Source organism: Halobellus sp. GM3 (genome assembly GCF_052545375.1).
This window is the reverse complement of record NZ_JBQWLT010000010.1, coordinates 89635-104560: the sequence shown is the minus strand read 5'-3', so window position 1 is coordinate 104560 and position 14926 is coordinate 89635. Positions and strand designations below refer to the sequence as shown.

The following is a 14926-nucleotide window of genomic DNA, read 5'->3' as shown; positions in this document are numbered from 1 at the left end:
CCCGGAACGACACCGACCGGGGTTGAACGGACCCGAACGATCGGTGACCGGTTACGCCGGCGTAGTTCCGGGCGGAATGATCGAGGGCGAGAGGACGCTTTCGAGGACCTTACGCTCGGCCTTCCGGAGGTGCTGATGGAACGTCGGAGACGAGATCCCCATCGCCTCGGCGACGTCCTCGCCGGTCGCCGAGCGCGGCCACTCGAAGAAGCCGGCGTGGTAGGCCACCTCCAGCGCGGTTCGCTGGCGGTCAGTCAGGTCTGCCGTGGCGTCTGGCCTGCCGCGATCGGGGGCGTCCAGAGCCCGAGAGATCTGTTGTCGCTTGAGGAGCCGGGCCGTGGGGTACGTCTCTCTGACAGCGTCGATGAGACGCCGCACGTCTGCGCTCGGGGAGAGGTGAAACGTCATACAGTAGTCGCCGTCCTCGATGACGGCCCGTTCGACGGACGCGCCGAGCGACGCGGCCGCCGAGAGGACGGGCGGTTCGGAGAGACGCAGCTCGAACTTCGCCTCATCTCCGTTTTCGCGGACGACGACGCCGTCCCCGTGGGGCATCGCCTCCGAGAGCGCGCGGAGCCCCGCCACCGCGTCGGGCGTCACCGTGCCGTAGGCGAGGAACTCCTCGTCCCCGAGCGGCACGATGTGCTCGAACGCGATGGTTCCCGTCGTCCCCTCGACACCGTCGAGGGGCCCGAAGACGTCCCGAATTCGGAAGTCGAGTTCGACGACCTCATCCGACATCAGCGCGCGCTTCCGCTCCGTCGCGGCGATGGCGTGTCCGACGACCTCGCCGAGTCGCTCGATGACCGAACGCTGCTGCCCCTCGAAGGCGTCGGGTCGATCCGCATAGAGGTTCAAGACGCCGTATATCGTCCCCTCGTGAACGATCGGGACCGCCGCGGCCGACCACACATCGGAGCCGTCCGCCCATTCGTGCCACGGCTCCGCTCCCAAGTCGCCGTCGGAGCGATGTGAGACCTGCATCTCGCCCGTCCGGAAGGCCCTGCTGATCGGTCCGGTGCTCCGCTCATCGTCGGGGTCGACCGAGATGACGACGTCGTCGAGGATCCCCTCGACACCCGCCTCGGCCCGCACGTCCACGGTCTGTGTGGTCACGTCGACATCGCTGATCCACGCGAACCGGTACGAACCCGAGCCCGCGAGATAGTTACAGACGGTCGATTCGATCTCCTCGCGGGTGGGTCGGTTGATGACCGCCTCGGTGATCTCCTGGACGACGGCGTTGAGGTTGTTCAGCGCGGCCAACTGCTCGCGCTGGCGACGCAGCGCTCGCTCGTCCTCGTGTCGGCCGAGCGCGGCCGCGAGGATCGCCGCCGCCGACTGCACGAAGTTGACGTCGTGGTCGCTGAACTCCCGCGCGTCGGTGTGATGCGTACAGAGGATTCCCCACGGGTCGTCCGGGGGGCCGATGAGCGTACAGATGCCGCTCCGTACGTCGTGCGCCGCGAGGAAGTCCGGACGGCCGAATCGACGCTCCGTCTCGAAGTCCGTCACGACGATGGGTTCCGCCGACCGGAGCGTGTGAGCGGCCTGTGACCCGTCCTCGATGGGCGAGACGCTCGCTCGTTCGAGGACCTCCTCGTCCCAGCCGACGCCCTCGCGGAGACGGAGCGTCTCCGCCGACGAGTCGAGTTCGAGCACCCGGCAGTAGTCGGTCTCGAGTGTCGACGCGACTCGCGCCGCGGCGTCCGAAAGGAGCGTGTCGATGTCCGCGTGATCGAGCGCGTACTGGCTGAGATCCGCGACGGTCTCCTGCTGGCTGATCCGCTGTTCGAGTTCCCGCTGCCGGATCCGCTGTTCGGTGACGTCCTGTGACATCCCGATCGCGGCGAGGACATCGTCGCCGTCGCGGTCACGGACCGGCACCGTCCGGAACTTGTAGGTACGGGTGCCGACCGTCGCCTCGAAGGAACTGACCTCGCCGTCCAGCGCGTTCCGGTAGTGCGTGACCACCCGGTCGGCCAGTTCCGACGGCACCGCCTCCCGAACGTGACGTCCCTCGAATTCGTCGTAGGCGGAGGCCTCCTGATCGACCGTCGTCCCGCCGAAGGCGACGTACCGGAGGTCATCGTCGACGAGGGCGATCGCCCCGTTCGGGAAGTGATCCACGATCGTCCGGAGCCGCCGTCTCGACTCCTCGAGTTGGCGCTCGCGGTCTTTGCGCTCGGTCACGTCGCGGAAGTACACCGACAGCCCGTTTTCGTCGGGGTAGGCGGCCACCTCGAACCACCGGTCCATCGGCGCGAAGTACTCCTCGAACGTGACCGACTCCTGCGTGTCGAGCGCGCGCTCGTACCGCTCTTGGAACGTGGTCCCGCGTATCTCCGGAAACGACTCCCAGAAGTTCTGTCCCACGACGTCGTCGGCGGACCGATCGAGGACGGTCGACGCTCGCTCGTTGAGGTGGACGACGGTCCAGTCATCGTCGAGGGCGAAGAACGCCTCGTCGCCGCGTTCGTACGCCCGGAGCAGTTCGTTCTCGATCTCGTCGCGCTGCCGTTCGAGCTGCCGCTGGGACCGCTTCAGTTCCGTGACGTCCTTGCCCGCGACGACGACCCGTTCGAGGCGCCCGTCGTCGTCGAACACGGGCGAGGCGGTGATCGAGACCCACAGCAGCTCGCCGTCCGGCCCGTCGTGTTGGAGGACCAGCTCCGAGACCGACTCCCCGGAGTCGATGACTCGCTGCACCGGATACGCCGACGCGTCGAGTGGGTTCCCCTCGTCGTCGTAGAGGCGGCGCTGCTTCAGTGCCCGTCCCAAGTCGTCGGGGTCCCCGATGCCGAGTTTCTCTCGCACCCGCGTGTTGATGCGGTCGATCGAGCCGTCGGGCTCGTAGATGGAGAGCCCGACCGGGGCGGTCTCGAGAATCCGGTCGATGAGGTCCCGCTCCCGTCGGAGCTGTCGCTCCTGTTCCCGGCGGGCGGACAGATCGCGGACGACGGTCGCGTAGCCGATCAGGTCGCCGTCCGCCTCGCGGATCTCGCTGGTCCGAACGGCGGCCCAGAACCGCGATCCGTCCGATCGGATCAGCCGTCGCTCCGCGTCCGTCGAGCGGTCGGTGACATCCGCTTCGCGGTCGTCGTAGAGCGTCGAGACGTGTTCGCCGAGAACCGAACGGTCCTCGTATCCGAGGAGTCGTTCGGCGCCGGCGTTCCAAGAGCGAACGCGGCCGTTGCGATCGAGGAGGATCACGGCGTACTCCTCGGCGGCCGTCACGAACGCCTCGAACAGCTCCGCTCGCAGGGACTGACGCGTCGATCGCGTCGCCGCGGCGAGGGGCCCCTCACCGGCCGCCTCCGACGGACCGGTTTGCTCGGACGGACCAACTGCCTCGGACAGGGACGAGTCGACAGGTCGCCACCACACGCGCGCGTTCGCGCCGACTTTCTTCGTCTCGAGCCGCTCCCGTTCGACGAGTCGAGTCAGGCGTTCGTAGGTGCTTCGGCGGCCGAGGTCGAGCCGGTCGGCTACCTCGCGTGTCGCCATCGGTTCGCCGCAGCGATCGAAGGCGAGGAGCGTCTCCTGAAGGGCTTCCGTCAGCGAGCGACGGCTCATTACACCGGCTAGTGCAGAGCGGGTTATATGAGCGCGTCGGTGACGGATTCGAGCCTCACGCAACCCTCACTATCCGAACGGATGACACTGCCACGTGCGAGCAAACGAAGGGATATGGAACCACGTGGGCGCCAGCGAAATCCGGGGTCGGATGTGAACCCACGAGAGCGAGTAACGCGACGATAGCGTCGGCAACGGAGGGCGTTCCCGGGAGTAGGTATGCTATGTCACATCGTGTGTCGACCGGGGAGCGGTGCCCGAATCCGATCGCCAGTCGCAGCCGGTATCGATCGGCATCGACAGTGGTGACCGGGAGAGTCTGTCGACTACGCGGATCTTACCCGCGGCGTCGCCGATAGCGACCGAGCGTTACCCGCGGCCAACGACCGCACGCCGAGCGCGGTAGAGCGGCCGGACGGAGGGGGTGATCGGGGACGGCCGCCGCGGGTCGACGTACGACCGGCTTAAATCGCCGCCGAACGACCGGCCAGCGGTAGCAGAAATATAATAATAGTGCATACCCGCCAGAGGACAATCGCACCATGCCAACGAAGTTAGCGATCGTACACGACGATCAGTCGTCCGGACAGACGCGGTGTCTCACCTGCGGCAGCTACGTCACTGAGGGGTTCGTCCGCGTGTTCGGCGATAACGAGAACGACCTGTACGCATGTCTCGAATGCACGACGATGGGAGCGCTCCGCGCCGGTGACGGCGTGCATCCGGACTGACGACCGCCGCAGACGGTTCCGCGGGCGATCCCTCCCCCCACGAATCGTCTCCCCGGGATCAGTTCGCCGACGGGGGCAGTTCGGCGTCGAGGGGAATCCACTCTCCGTCCCGGTGGCTGCGTTCGGTCGCGTCGAGCGTCCGCTGCACAACCAGCCCATCTCGGAAGTCGGGGCGGAACCGCTGAGCCGACTCGGCCTCCCGGACCGACTCACTCTGTCGAGTCGACTCACCTCTCCGAGCCGACGCGACCGCCGTGAGGAACTCGTAGTCCTCGTGGACGAAGGTGTGCTCCCATCCGAGGACGTGCCCCGGGGGCCACCAGTGGTCGACGTAGGGATCCGACTCGTCGGTGACGAGGACCCGCTCGTACCCCCGACCGCCCCGGCGCTTCACCGCCAGTTCGTTGAGCCGCTCCAGCGAGAACCGGAGGCTGCCCTCGGTCCCGTGGACCGCGATCGCGTGGTCGTTCGCGTGCCCGTCGGCGACGCGGGAGGCCTCGACCGTTCCGACGGCGCCGCCCTCGAACGCGAGCTGCGCGGAGAAGGCGTCGTCCACGGTCACCGGCCGCGTCCCCTCGCCGCGCGGGTCGGGACGCTCCTCCACGAAGGTCCGCAGGTGGCCGGAGACGGCGTCGACGTCCCCCACGAGATACCTCGCGAGGTCGAGCGTGTGCGCGCCAAGATCACCGAGCGCGCCGCTCCCGGCCAGCGACTCGTCCAGCCGCCACGACCACGGCTCGGCCGGGTCACAGAGCCAGTCTTGGAGGTACCGCCCGCGGAACTGGCGGATCTCGCCGAGCTCGCCGGCCGCGATCAGCCGCTTCGCGAGCGCGATCGCCGGCACGAACCGGTAGTTGAAGCCGATCGCCGCGACGGCGTCGCTGTCGCGCGCCGCCGTCGCCATCCGCTCGGCCAGGTCCAGCTCGTGCGCCAGCGGTTTCTCACAGAAGACGTGGACGCCGCGGTCGAGCGCCGCGATAGACGGCTCCGGGTGGAGGTGGTTCGGCCCGAGGTTGTACAGCACGTCGATCTCCCCGAGCGCGTCGCGCCAGTCGGTCGCGCCGCGATCGAACCCGAGCGTGTCGACGGCGGCGGCGAGCGCCGCCTCGTCGCGGCCGATCAGGACCGCCCGCTCGACGTCGGGGGCGTCGGGGAAGAACATCGGCAGGCGCGCCAGGGCGTTCGCGTGTGCGCGGCCCATAAACCGGTAGCCGAGCATTCCGATTCGGAGCGTCATCGGGTCCAGAACGCCTCCCCCGGCCGCGTCTCGACGACGACCCGATCGAGCAACTCGACGGCCTTCTCGAGCCCCTCCCGCGAGCTCATCAGCGCGTCCTCGTGCTCGATGCTCAGCGCCCCGTCGTAGCCGACGAGCCTGAGCGCGCTCACGAGCGTCCGCCAGTGGTGCGCCCCGTGCCCGTAGCCGACCGTCCGAAACAGCCACGAGCGGTCGCGCTCGTCCCCGTAGGACTGGGCGTCGAGGACGCCGCGCGTCCGGACGTTCGCCTCGTAGATCTCGGTGTCTTTGGCGTGAACGTGGTGGACGGCGTCGTGTCGGCCGAGGTATCGGATCGCGGCGGTCGGCTCGATCCGCTGCCAGTAGAGGTGCGAGGGATCGACGTTCGCGCCGATGCGCGCGCCCGTCGCCTCCCGGAGGCGAACGAGCCCGTGCGGTTCGTGGACCAGCATATTCGGGTGCATCTCGACGGCGACGTCGACGCCGTGCCGCTCAGCGTGCGAGGCGACGTCCCGCCAGTACTCGATCGCGACGTCCCACTGGTAGGCGAGCGCCTCGCGGTGCTCCGGCGGCCACGGTGCGGTGATCCAGTTGGGCGTCTCGTCCCCCGGAGCGCCGGCCGGGAGCCCCGAGAAGCACGTCACCGTGTCGACGTCGAGCAGATCCGCCAGCTCGATCGCGCGGCGGAGATCCGCGTCGGCGTCGGCGGCCCGCTCGCTGTCGGGGTGCAGCGGGTTGTTGTGTGTCGCCAGCGCGCTGACCGTCATCTCGTGCGCGTCGAGCGCCTCCCTGAGGGCGGCCCGCTCGTCCGCGTCGTCGAGGAGGGCCCGCGGTGAGAGGTGGTCGGTTCCGGGGTGACCGCCCGCCCCCAGTTCGACCGCGTCCACGCCCAGCTCGTCCAGGTACTCGAGCGCCCGGTCGAGCGGCCACTCGCCTAACGGAACGGTAAGCACGCCAACGTCCATACGAACGGTACGGACGCTCGCGACAAATACTTCGGGGGCGCGGGTGGGCCGGCGCCGATCGAGGCGGTGTGAGCGTCGGGGGAGGTACAGTGCGGGCCGCGAAGCGTCATCCGGGGATAGAGTTATGGTTTTCACCGCCGCGTGTTTGTATAATGGCAATCGCTCTGGGTATCATCGGGATCGGTGGCCTCGGCTATCTCCAGACGGAGGCGTATTCGGCGATGGACGAGGTCACGATCGTCGCCGGCGCGGACATCGCACAGGAGGCCCAAGAGCTCTTTCAGCGCGAGTTCGATCGCCCGGTGTACACCGAGTACGAGACGATGCTCCAGCACCACGGCGACGAACTGGACGCGGTCACGGTCGTGACGCCGCACACCCTCCACTACGAGCAGTCGATGGCGTGTCTCGAACGCGGCCTCCACGTCCTCGTCGAGAAACCGATGGTGACGGACATCGAGCAGGCGAAAGAGTTGATCGACGCCGCTGCCGAGCGGAACCTGATCCTGCAGGTGGGCTATCAGCGGCGGTTCGATCCCGTGTTCCAAGAGCTCCACCGGCTGCTCGCGAGCGGCCGGATCGGGTCCCTCCACACGATCACCGGCTACATCGGACAGGACTGGATACACAACAACCAAGGGACGTGGCGGGTCGATCCCGCGCTGTCCGGTGGCGGGCAACTGTACGACACGGGATCGCACCTCATCGACGCGCTGCTGTGGGTGACCGAGGCCGAGCCGCTCTCGGTGACTGCGAGCGTGCAGTACGCCGACCCGGGGGTCGACGTGAACAGCGCGTTCACGCTCAGGCTCCGTCGGGACGGTCGTCCGATCACCGCGAGCGTCGGCATCTCGGGAGACGGCGTCGAAGTCGACCCCGAGGAGGGATACATGTTCTTCGGGACGGAAGGGAGGCTCAGGTACACCGACGGCGTCATCCACGTCGAGCGCCGAGACGGGACGTCGTTCCAGACGGAGTTCGAGGGCGGCTCGGAGTTCACGGCGCTCAACCGGCGGAAACTGCAGCACTTCGCGGCCTCCATCGAAGGCACCGCCGAGCCCGCAGTCCCGGGGGAAGTCGGGCTGACCGTGACCGCCGTCACGGAAGCGGTGTACAGCGCCGCAGAGAGCGGTACCGAGGTCTCGGTGCAGTCGCTGATCTGAGGTGGAGTCGCGCAGCGAACGGACCGGACGGGCCGGTGTGACCCTCTCGATCGACGGAACTCCCGGCCCGGTCGGACGGTACGCCTCGATTCCCCCGACGACACCCCCGATCTCCCGGACGATACCCCCGATCAGCTGGGCGACGACCACGGCCACTCCACGGCGACGACGTCGTGTCCGGTCGCGCGCTGGTGGGCGGCGCCGATGCGCCGAGCGACGTCTCGGCTCTCGACCTCGTGTGACAGCGGGCAGTGCTCACACGCCACCAAGAAGCGCTTTCCACCCGGTTTGGATGCGTCCGCCGCCTCCGAGTCCGTCTTTATCGATACCCCCGCCTCCGGCCGTGAGGACGGCCGCTCGTTGTCGGACATATCACAACCGTCCACGCCGAGAGGGATGAATCGTGCGCCGAAAGAGATAGGCTTCCCACAAGCGGTCTCGCCGGCGGCAGCGGCGAAACCGGCCGACCGGGCGGACTCGGTCGCCCGTCGGATCGAGTATCGCGATCAGTGTCGCCGCTCGGGAGCAGAGATCACGATCTGTCCGTTGCTGTAGACCGTCACGCCGTAGCCCCAGATGTGGAGGTTCACGTGACTCGACGTCCGGGGAGCGTCCGAACCGGCGGGCGTGAAGAGGGCGTCGAGCGCCTCCGGGTTGACGTGCTGGAACAGGGCGGACTCCGCGCGGGTGATATCGGCGTTGGCGACCTCCGAGATCGTGTGGACGACCGTGGTCGAGAGTTTCGCCGGGCCGTCGAAGTCGTGCTGAGCGTAGTACGTGTCCGGTCTGGCGTACTGACCCCGCATCTCGAACTGGGTTTCTGTCGCGTTCCGGGTCATCGAATTCGGCCGAAGGTAGCTACTGGGAGCGTAAAAGCCTTGTCTAACGTTCAGTTTCGAATACAGTACCGAGTCGGATCGCGTCGCGCAGCGGCGCTCGGAACGGGCCAACGAGTGACTGCGGAGACGGTCGCTTGAAGTCCGGACGGTGGCCTAGACGGTCGATGCCCGGTTAGTGAGAGCGGTGAGTAGCCGACGGCAAAACGCCGTCGGCGAGCGAAACGGTTATGCTACCACTCGGCCCAGTGATAGACACGCCTACGCACGATGTCTGAGGATCCACGGCTGACCGGGGAGTTCGTCCGCCGCCTTCCGGCGACCTCCGACGGCGGCCCAGTGACGCTCGTTGGCGTCGTCCACGACCACCCCGCGAGCACGTACCGCACGCGTCGAATCGTCTCCGAGGCAGCACCGGATGTCCTCGCGCTCGAACTGCCATCGCTCGCGGTGCCGCTGTTCGTCGAGTACGCGCGGGACGGCGATTCGCCGCCGTCGTTCGGCGGCGAGATGAGTACGGCGATTCGGGCGGCGGAGACCGAGCGCGTCGTCGGGATCGACGGTCCGTCGGTCGGATTCGCTCGCCGGCTGCTCGCTCGGGTCGCGACCGAACGGCCCCCGGCCGATGTCGTTCGGTCGGTCCTCTCCGGTCTCTGGTCCGCCACGGCGCACGCCGCCGTCTGCCGGGCCGCCGCGGTCTGTTCGCGGTCGGCCGGGTTCCGGGTGGAGGTCGACAGGCCGATCGCTCACGAGAGTACGATAGCGGACGACCCGTCGGTACAGGCCGCCGACGAGAGAGCGCAGGTCCGCCAGTCGAAGACGATACTGAACGCGTTCCAGACGTCGGGCGCGAGCGCCGTCCGACGGTCGGCGAGAGAAGCGCATATGGCCGATCGAATCCACCGGCTCCGGGGAGAGGGGGCAGTCACCGCCGTCGTCGGCATCGGCCACCTCGACCCGCTAGCCGAGGCGCTCGGCGGCGAGTGAGCGGCAGCGACCGGGGGCGTGCAGATGGTGCACAGCGGGTCACAGGATAAACGAAACGATCGCGAGGACGACAAAGATGATCACGAACCACTTCGCGACGCGCATACTTATCCCGGCGACGCCGCGGGCGCCGACCAGCGCGGCGACGAGGGCGAGCACGACGAAGACGATCGCCAGCGTGAGAAACTCGCCGCTGAAGAACTGAAGCGGGACGGGGCCAGCGGTCGATCCAATCGGCTGCAGGACGCTCGTGAACTGGGGGATCATCCGACGATCGATAGGTGTCGTCAGCGAGCCTTCGTAATACGGGACATACCGCCGAGAGCGATCGATCGAACGGCGGTCTGACTGACGGTGTGGGACGGCGAGCACAGAGGGTGAGACGACGCACCCAAGAAACGATCACGTGCGGCGGGCGGACGCGGCTAGCGGACTCTCGCCGCTCTCTGGCGGCGAAATATCACAGTCCTACCGCCGCAGCGCCGCGTAAGCGCCGACATTCGGGACGGAGGGGTTTTTCGAAGCCTCTAAGCGTTTGCTCGGAAAGCTACGCGTAATCGATGACTCACTCGTTCGATGCGTCGGCGAGCGAACGGGAGCTGTTCGTGCAGATGGCCCGGGAGTTCCCCGTTCGCACGCTGATTTTCACGTTCGGCCTACCGATCTTCGCGCTCGCGCAGGTCGTGAACGGATACGTCAACGAGGGCTCGCTCGCGCTCCTCGGTGCGCTGGCGCTGTTGACGGTGGCGTTCTCGGTCCACCTCACGCGGTATCAGTTAGCCGTGTATCGGCGTCGCGGCGTCACCGGGCGGTTCGCCTGACTGTCCCGAGAACGAAGTCGACCGATCAGGCCGCCGCCCGCGGCGTCTCCTGCCAGTTTCGGAACTTGTAGGCGCTGTACGCGCCGAGCGCGAACGTGATCAGCCCGGCGAGGAGGTCGTTCCACGCGCCGAAGGCGGCCCCGGTCGCTCCCGCGGCGAACCCGTCGCCGAACACGAACGGCGTCACGATGATCCAGAGGCCGATCAGCGCGGCGATCGACGCGGCGCCGACGCTGCCGAACCGCTCGTTCGCCTGTCGGTAGTAGTTGTACCCGCCGACTGCGAGGAGCAACAGCCCGATGACGGCATCGTTCCACAGTTGCGCCGCCGTCAGGTCGAACAGGAAGCCCTCCGCGATCATCCACAGGCCGACGAGCGCGATCAGCGCCGAGATCCACTTCCCGCGCTCGGTGGGGTTCCGGTCGCGCTCGGTGCCGCTTTCCCGTCGGGTCGCGTCGTCTCTCGGGGACCGCTGTCCCACGTCTCGGTCACTCATAGTTCCTCGGCGGGGATTGACCCCTGAGCGGGAAGTACGCGCGGGTTGCGATCGCAGGGGACACCGAAGAGACAGCGATGAACGGACTCGAGAGGGCCGCTCCGGCGACATACACAGTCTAAACGTCGCCCCCTCTCGAACGTCCGATGGACCTGCGTTCTGCGGTCACCTGAGCCGTAATTGTGACATAACAAAGCGTTCACCCGCAGAAAAGCCACAGTATGGCCCTCGTCGACTCGCTTCTCGTGTTCGTGATCAGCCTGCTGATCGGAGCGCTGGGCATCTATCTCGGCGCGCGGATCATCACCGACGTTGAAGACTACACGTACGCGATCGTCACCGCGCTGATCGCGTCCGTGATCTGGGTGATCGTGACGGCGCTGCTCGGCTGGATCCCGCTTCTCGGCCCCGTGCTCGCGCTCGTCGTGTACCTCGGCGTGATTAAATACCGGTATCCCGGCGGTTGGGGAGCCGCGATCGGTATCGCGCTGATCGCGTGGATCGCGTCCCTCGTCGTGCTCTACGCGCTCGCCGTCGCCGGCATCACCGCGTTCGACGCGGTCGGCGTCCCCGGCGCCTGAATCGCTCGGCGGAACGAGGAACGCTTCTCGCGGAATAGCCGCTCCACGGTCGACGACACCGATCGGTCTGTCATACCTATAGTAGCGTTTGCAAGTCTGTACACACTCGACCGCACGCCGTCGTGCGGTCGGATGTGCAATCAGTTGCAAACGCTACTGTAATTTCGACCGTCGAGGGCGTCGCGATGAGCGCCCGACGCCGCACCGACAGCTCGCGTCCGCCGGATTCTCAGTAAGGCGACCGTTCGAGCGGTAGCGCCCGGATAGCCCCTTCTCCCGTCGCGGGCGATACTACCTCGAAGGAGTTAAGACCGGCTTACACCTGCATATGGTAAATGGAACTGATCGGACATCGCGGCTGTGCGATGCAGTATCCGGAAAATACCGTCGGCGCCGTCTCGAAGGCCGCCCAGTACGTCGGCGCCGTCGAGGTCGACGTCCGCCGGTGTGCGACGGGCGAACTGGTCGTCTTCCACGACGAGACGGTCGATCGACTGACGGAGGGGACGGGGCGGGTCGCAGAACTCCCGTGGGAGACCCTCAGCGAGTACGAGGTGCTCGAATCAGGTGAGACGGTGCCCCGGCTCTCCGGCGTCCTCGACGCCGTCCCCGAGACGGTCGACCTCCAGATCGAGCTGAAAGAGACCGGGCTCGCGGCTGACGTCCGAGCGGCGGTAGCGGGGACGGGTCACGACGTGACCGTCTCGTCGTTCCTCCCGGGGGCGATCGAGGAGGTCAACGCCAGCGGCTGGACGGTCCCGACGGGCTATCTCTTCGAGTCGGAGCCCGACGCGGGGCTCGAAACGGCGCTCGAGCTCTCGTGTGCGGTCGTCCACCCGCACTACGACCTCTGTCTCTCCTCGGGCGTGGTCGAGTCGGCGCACGACGCCGGTCTCCGGGTCGTCGCGTGGAAAGCCGCTCGAACGGCCGAGGAGGTGCGCGTCCTCGAATCGGTCGGCGTCGACGCGGTCACGGCCGACCGCTGGGACATCGCGTAGCGCTCGGCCGCCTCCGGGGCGTTCGGCCGCTGCGACCGTCAGGGCGCAGTGCGGGAACAGAGCCACTCGAGCAGCGTCGCCACGCCGTCGACGTCGGGGACCCGAACGGCCGCGGCCGAGTCGGTCCGGTCACCGACCAGCACGCCGTACCCGTCGGCGGCGACCGCGCGGAAGCCGTCTTCGTCGGTGCGGTCGTCGCCGACGAAAAGCGGGAGGGCGTTCGGGTGGCGCTCGCGGAGTCGCTCGACCGCGAGGCCCTTGCCGGCGGGGACGTCCGGCCTGAGTTCGACGATCTGTTTCCCGCGCGTGAGCCGCACGTCGTCGACGGATTCGACAACGTCCGCGGTCGTCTCGATCACGTCGGGGACGCGGCCGGGCGGCGTCCGCCGGTAGTGGACGGTCGCCGTGAGCGATTTGTCCTCGACGGTCGCCCCGTCGACGCCGTCGAGTTCGTCGCGGAGCGACTCCACGGCCGCTCCGACGGACGAGCGCGACGGGCGCGCCGACGGCAGCACCGATCGGCCGCTCCCGTCGTCCCACTCGAGCCCGTGGTTGCCGGCGTAGTGGACGCCGTCGACGCCGACCCGCTCGCGGAGGTCCGAGAGCGAGCGCCCGCTCACGACCGCGACCGCAGCGTCCGAGCGGTCGGCCAAGCATCGGAGCGCCGTCCGGATCGCCGGCCGGATGGCCGCCTGCGACGGGTCCTCGACGATCGGTGCGAGCGTGCCGTCGAAGTCGAAACACGCCAAGAGCCCGTCCGCCTCGGTGAGCCGCTCGCCCAGCGTTCGGAGCCACGCGTCGTCGAGCGGCGGCGTTCCCAAGTTCGCCGCGTCGGTCACAACGACACTCCGGGGGATTCGCCATCGCGGATCGCCGCGGCCGCCCCGAGCACGTCGTCGAGCCACGCGGAGAGGTCCGCCGCGTGTACCCCACGACGCAGCGAGCGCATCCGCAAGTGCCGTTCGGGGAGCCCCATCTCCATCGCCCGCTCGATCGACGCGGCGGCCGCCTCCGTGTCGTAAGGGTCGAACTCGACGGCGGATTCACTCAGCTGTTCGCCGGCGCCGGCGAGCGGGCTGAGGAGGAGGACGCCGTCGTTCTCGGTCTGCGCGGCCACGTACTCCTTCGCGACGAGGTTCATCCCGTCGCGCAGCGGGCCGACCAGCCCGATGTCCGCGTGTCGGTACAGCGACAGCAGATCCGCGCGGTCGTACATCTCGGTCGTGTACACGACCGGCGACCACTCGTCGGTTCCGAACCGCTCGTTGAGCGCCCGCACCTTCGATTCGACGGTTTCGCGCAGTCGCTGATAGGCGGGGATCTCCTCGCGGGTCGCACACCCCTTCTGGACGTACGTGAGGTCGCCGCGGCGCTCCGGTCGAGTCTCGAAGAAGCGTTCGAGCGCGTCGAGTCGCTCCGGGACGCCCTTGGTGTAATCGAGCCGCTCGACGCCGACGGCGACAGCGGTGTCCTCATCGAGGTCGTGTTCGGCTCTGAATCGGGTCCAGAAGCGGTCGTCCGCTTCCGTCACCGTCCGGCGGATGTCGTCGGCGTCGACGCTGAACGGAAAGGCGTCGACGCGCGTCGTGTGCCCCTCGTAGGCGACGCTCCCGGCCGCCCAGTCGACGGTCGCGCCCGCGAGCAGTTGCTCGGCGCACTGCAGGAACTGCGCGCCGTATCGAGGGAGGTGAAAACCGAGGAGGTCGTTTCCGAGGAGTCCCTCGAGCAGCGCCGTCGCCTGCGGGCAGACGCGGAACACGTCGGGCGCGGGCCACGGGACGTGAACGAAGTGCATCAGGAACGCGTCGGGCTCTCGCTCCCTGAGGAGCTTCGGCGCGAGCGCGAAGTGGTAATCCTGAAACCAGACCGGCTTTCCCGCGGGGTCGTGGGACAGCACGGCGTCGGCGAAGCGTTCGTTGACCTCGCGGTAGCGTCGGTAGTGGTCGGCCTCGAAGTTCGCCTTGCTGGGCATCGAGTGACAGAGCGGCCACAGCGCCTGGTTGGCGTACCCGTAGTAGTACTCGCTGACCTCCGCCTCGGAGAGGCGAAGTCGCTGGAGCGTGTACGCCGGAGCGGACGGCGGGACATCGACCTGCCCGTCGCCGTCGGCACTGTCGAAGTCGGCGTCACCGTCGCCCCACGCGATCCACGTGCCGTCGAGCCGCTGCATCACCGGGTCGAGACCCGTCGCCAGCCCCCCGGCCGGTGTGTCCACGGAGACGCCGTCGCCGTCGTCGTCGTATCGGTGGCGGTACGGTTCGCGGTTCGAGACCAGCACGAGGTCGTCGATCGATGCCGGTGCCGCGCGGTCGTCCTCGGATACTGCCGACTCCAAGTGGCGTGTCATTTCCTCAGGGGAGGTTGCCCGGTTCCGGGTAAACGCCCGTTCCCGGCGTATCCAAGCCGCATATTACGGGGGTGATAGGACCGATTTCGGGGGAAGTGCGTCGGACACCGAGAGGGGCGTTTGCACGTCTTCACGCGATCGCACGACAGTGTTCGATTGATGCGTACTCACTCGCACACGCTACGATA

Annotated in this window: 15 protein-coding genes; 6 read left to right on the top strand and 9 right to left on the bottom strand. The window is 67.9% G+C overall.

What is annotated here, in order from left to right:
* Positions 1-51: 51 nt before the first annotated feature.
* Positions 52-3576 carry a PAS domain-containing protein gene (locus ACT3HL_RS14865; protein ID WP_445087562.1) on the bottom strand — a complete coding sequence of 1175 codons (3525 nt, stop codon included), beginning with the start codon at positions 3574-3576 and terminating at the stop codon, positions 52-54.
* Positions 3577-4118: 542 nt separating this feature from the next.
* Between ACT3HL_RS14865 and ACT3HL_RS14860 the strand changes: the two genes are divergently transcribed.
* Positions 4119-4307 carry a DUF7563 family protein gene (locus ACT3HL_RS14860; RefSeq protein ID WP_445087561.1) on the top strand — a complete coding sequence of 63 codons (189 nt, stop codon included), beginning with the start codon at positions 4119-4121 and terminating at the stop codon, positions 4305-4307.
* A 58-nt stretch (positions 4308-4365) separates the two neighbouring features.
* Here the strand turns inward: ACT3HL_RS14860 and ACT3HL_RS14855 are convergent, their stop codons facing one another.
* Positions 4366-5544, bottom strand: coding sequence for a Gfo/Idh/MocA family protein (locus ACT3HL_RS14855; protein ID WP_445087560.1), 1179 nt, complete (start codon positions 5542-5544; stop codon positions 4366-4368).
* On the bottom strand, positions 5541-6509 hold the full coding sequence (locus ACT3HL_RS14850) for a TIM barrel protein (protein ID WP_445087559.1): 969 nt from the start codon (positions 6507-6509) through the stop codon (positions 5541-5543). The genes ACT3HL_RS14855 and ACT3HL_RS14850 overlap by 4 nt, the downstream gene beginning before the upstream one ends.
* A gap of 152 nt (positions 6510-6661) precedes the next feature.
* Here ACT3HL_RS14850 and ACT3HL_RS14845 point away from each other — a divergent pair, with 152 nt between their 5' ends.
* Positions 6662-7672, top strand: a complete 1011-nt coding sequence (locus ACT3HL_RS14845; RefSeq protein ID WP_445087558.1) for a Gfo/Idh/MocA family oxidoreductase — start codon at positions 6662-6664, stop codon at positions 7670-7672.
* Between the two features lie 131 nt (positions 7673-7803).
* Here the strand turns inward: ACT3HL_RS14845 and ACT3HL_RS14840 are convergent, their stop codons facing one another.
* Together ACT3HL_RS14840 and ACT3HL_RS14835 are read right to left on the bottom strand one after the other, a co-directional pair.
* Positions 7804-8043: a hypothetical protein gene (locus ACT3HL_RS14840; protein WP_445087557.1), complete on the bottom strand. Its 240-nt coding sequence runs from the start codon at positions 8041-8043 to the stop codon at positions 7804-7806.
* Between the two features lie 135 nt (positions 8044-8178).
* A complete protein-coding gene (locus ACT3HL_RS14835; protein WP_445087556.1) occupies positions 8179-8511 on the bottom strand; it encodes a HalOD1 output domain-containing protein in 333 nt (110 codons plus the stop codon).
* 267 nt (positions 8512-8778) lie between these two features.
* On the opposite strand from ACT3HL_RS14835, the gene ACT3HL_RS14830 reads away from it, so the two are divergent.
* Positions 8779-9495, top strand: a complete 717-nt coding sequence (locus ACT3HL_RS14830; protein ID WP_445087555.1) for a hypothetical protein — start codon at positions 8779-8781, stop codon at positions 9493-9495.
* 39 nt (positions 9496-9534) lie between these two features.
* On the opposite strand, the gene ACT3HL_RS14825 is transcribed toward ACT3HL_RS14830, so the two are convergent.
* Positions 9535-9762 carry a DUF1328 family protein gene (locus ACT3HL_RS14825; RefSeq protein ID WP_445087554.1) on the bottom strand — a complete coding sequence of 76 codons (228 nt, stop codon included), beginning with the start codon at positions 9760-9762 and terminating at the stop codon, positions 9535-9537.
* Positions 9763-10055: 293 nt separating this feature from the next.
* Here ACT3HL_RS14825 and ACT3HL_RS14820 point away from each other — a divergent pair, with 293 nt between their 5' ends.
* A complete protein-coding gene (locus ACT3HL_RS14820; RefSeq protein WP_445087553.1) occupies positions 10056-10316 on the top strand; it encodes a hypothetical protein in 261 nt (86 codons plus the stop codon).
* 25 nt (positions 10317-10341) lie between these two features.
* Here ACT3HL_RS14820 and ACT3HL_RS14815 read toward each other — a convergent pair whose 3' ends face one another.
* Positions 10342-10812, bottom strand: a complete 471-nt coding sequence (locus tag ACT3HL_RS14815; protein WP_445087552.1) for an SPW repeat domain-containing protein — start codon at positions 10810-10812, stop codon at positions 10342-10344.
* A gap of 221 nt (positions 10813-11033) precedes the next feature.
* Here ACT3HL_RS14815 and ACT3HL_RS14810 point away from each other — a divergent pair, with 221 nt between their 5' ends.
* A complete protein-coding gene (locus ACT3HL_RS14810) occupies positions 11034-11393 on the top strand; it encodes a hypothetical protein (protein ID WP_445087551.1) in 360 nt (119 codons plus the stop codon).
* 335 nt (positions 11394-11728) lie between these two features.
* A complete protein-coding gene (locus ACT3HL_RS14805; RefSeq protein WP_445087550.1) occupies positions 11729-12391 on the top strand; it encodes a glycerophosphodiester phosphodiesterase family protein in 663 nt (220 codons plus the stop codon).
* A 38-nt stretch (positions 12392-12429) separates the two neighbouring features.
* On the opposite strand, the gene otsB is transcribed toward ACT3HL_RS14805, so the two are convergent.
* Together otsB and ACT3HL_RS14795 are read right to left on the bottom strand one after the other, a co-directional pair.
* Entirely contained in the window at positions 12430-13230 is an 801-nt protein-coding gene (gene otsB, locus ACT3HL_RS14800) for a trehalose-phosphatase (RefSeq protein ID WP_445087549.1), read from the bottom strand.
* Positions 13227-14738 (bottom strand): trehalose-6-phosphate synthase, encoded by a 1512-nt coding sequence (locus ACT3HL_RS14795; protein ID WP_445087548.1) that lies wholly within the window; start codon positions 14736-14738, stop codon positions 13227-13229. The genes otsB and ACT3HL_RS14795 overlap by 4 nt, the downstream gene beginning before the upstream one ends.
* Between the last annotated feature and the right edge of the window lie 188 nt (positions 14739-14926).

Coding starts and splice junctions, on each gene's coding strand:
- ACT3HL_RS14865 (WP_445087562.1), bottom strand. CDS start 3,576: ATGAGCCGTCGCTCGCTGACGGAAGCCCTTCAGGAGACGCTCCTCGCC.
- ACT3HL_RS14795 (WP_445087548.1), bottom strand. CDS start 14,738: ATGACACGCCACTTGGAGTCGGCAGTATCCGAGGACGACCGCGCGGCA.
- ACT3HL_RS14835 (WP_445087556.1), bottom strand. CDS start 8,511: ATGACCCGGAACGCGACAGAAACCCAGTTCGAGATGCGGGGTCAGTAC.
- ACT3HL_RS14830 (WP_445087555.1), top strand. CDS start 8,779: ATGTCTGAGGATCCACGGCTGACCGGGGAGTTCGTCCGCCGCCTTCCG.
- ACT3HL_RS14845 (WP_445087558.1), top strand. CDS start 6,662: ATGGCAATCGCTCTGGGTATCATCGGGATCGGTGGCCTCGGCTATCTC.
- ACT3HL_RS14825 (WP_445087554.1), bottom strand. CDS start 9,762: ATGATCCCCCAGTTCACGAGCGTCCTGCAGCCGATTGGATCGACCGCT.
- ACT3HL_RS14805 (WP_445087550.1), top strand. CDS start 11,729: ATGGAACTGATCGGACATCGCGGCTGTGCGATGCAGTATCCGGAAAAT.
- ACT3HL_RS14850 (WP_445087559.1), bottom strand. CDS start 6,509: ATGGACGTTGGCGTGCTTACCGTTCCGTTAGGCGAGTGGCCGCTCGAC.
- ACT3HL_RS14820 (WP_445087553.1), top strand. CDS start 10,056: ATGACTCACTCGTTCGATGCGTCGGCGAGCGAACGGGAGCTGTTCGTG.
- ACT3HL_RS14860 (WP_445087561.1), top strand. CDS start 4,119: ATGCCAACGAAGTTAGCGATCGTACACGACGATCAGTCGTCCGGACAG.
- ACT3HL_RS14855 (WP_445087560.1), bottom strand. CDS start 5,544: ATGACGCTCCGAATCGGAATGCTCGGCTACCGGTTTATGGGCCGCGCA.
- ACT3HL_RS14815 (WP_445087552.1), bottom strand. CDS start 10,812: ATGAGTGACCGAGACGTGGGACAGCGGTCCCCGAGAGACGACGCGACC.
- ACT3HL_RS14840 (WP_445087557.1), bottom strand. CDS start 8,043: ATGTCCGACAACGAGCGGCCGTCCTCACGGCCGGAGGCGGGGGTATCG.
- ACT3HL_RS14810 (WP_445087551.1), top strand. CDS start 11,034: ATGGCCCTCGTCGACTCGCTTCTCGTGTTCGTGATCAGCCTGCTGATC.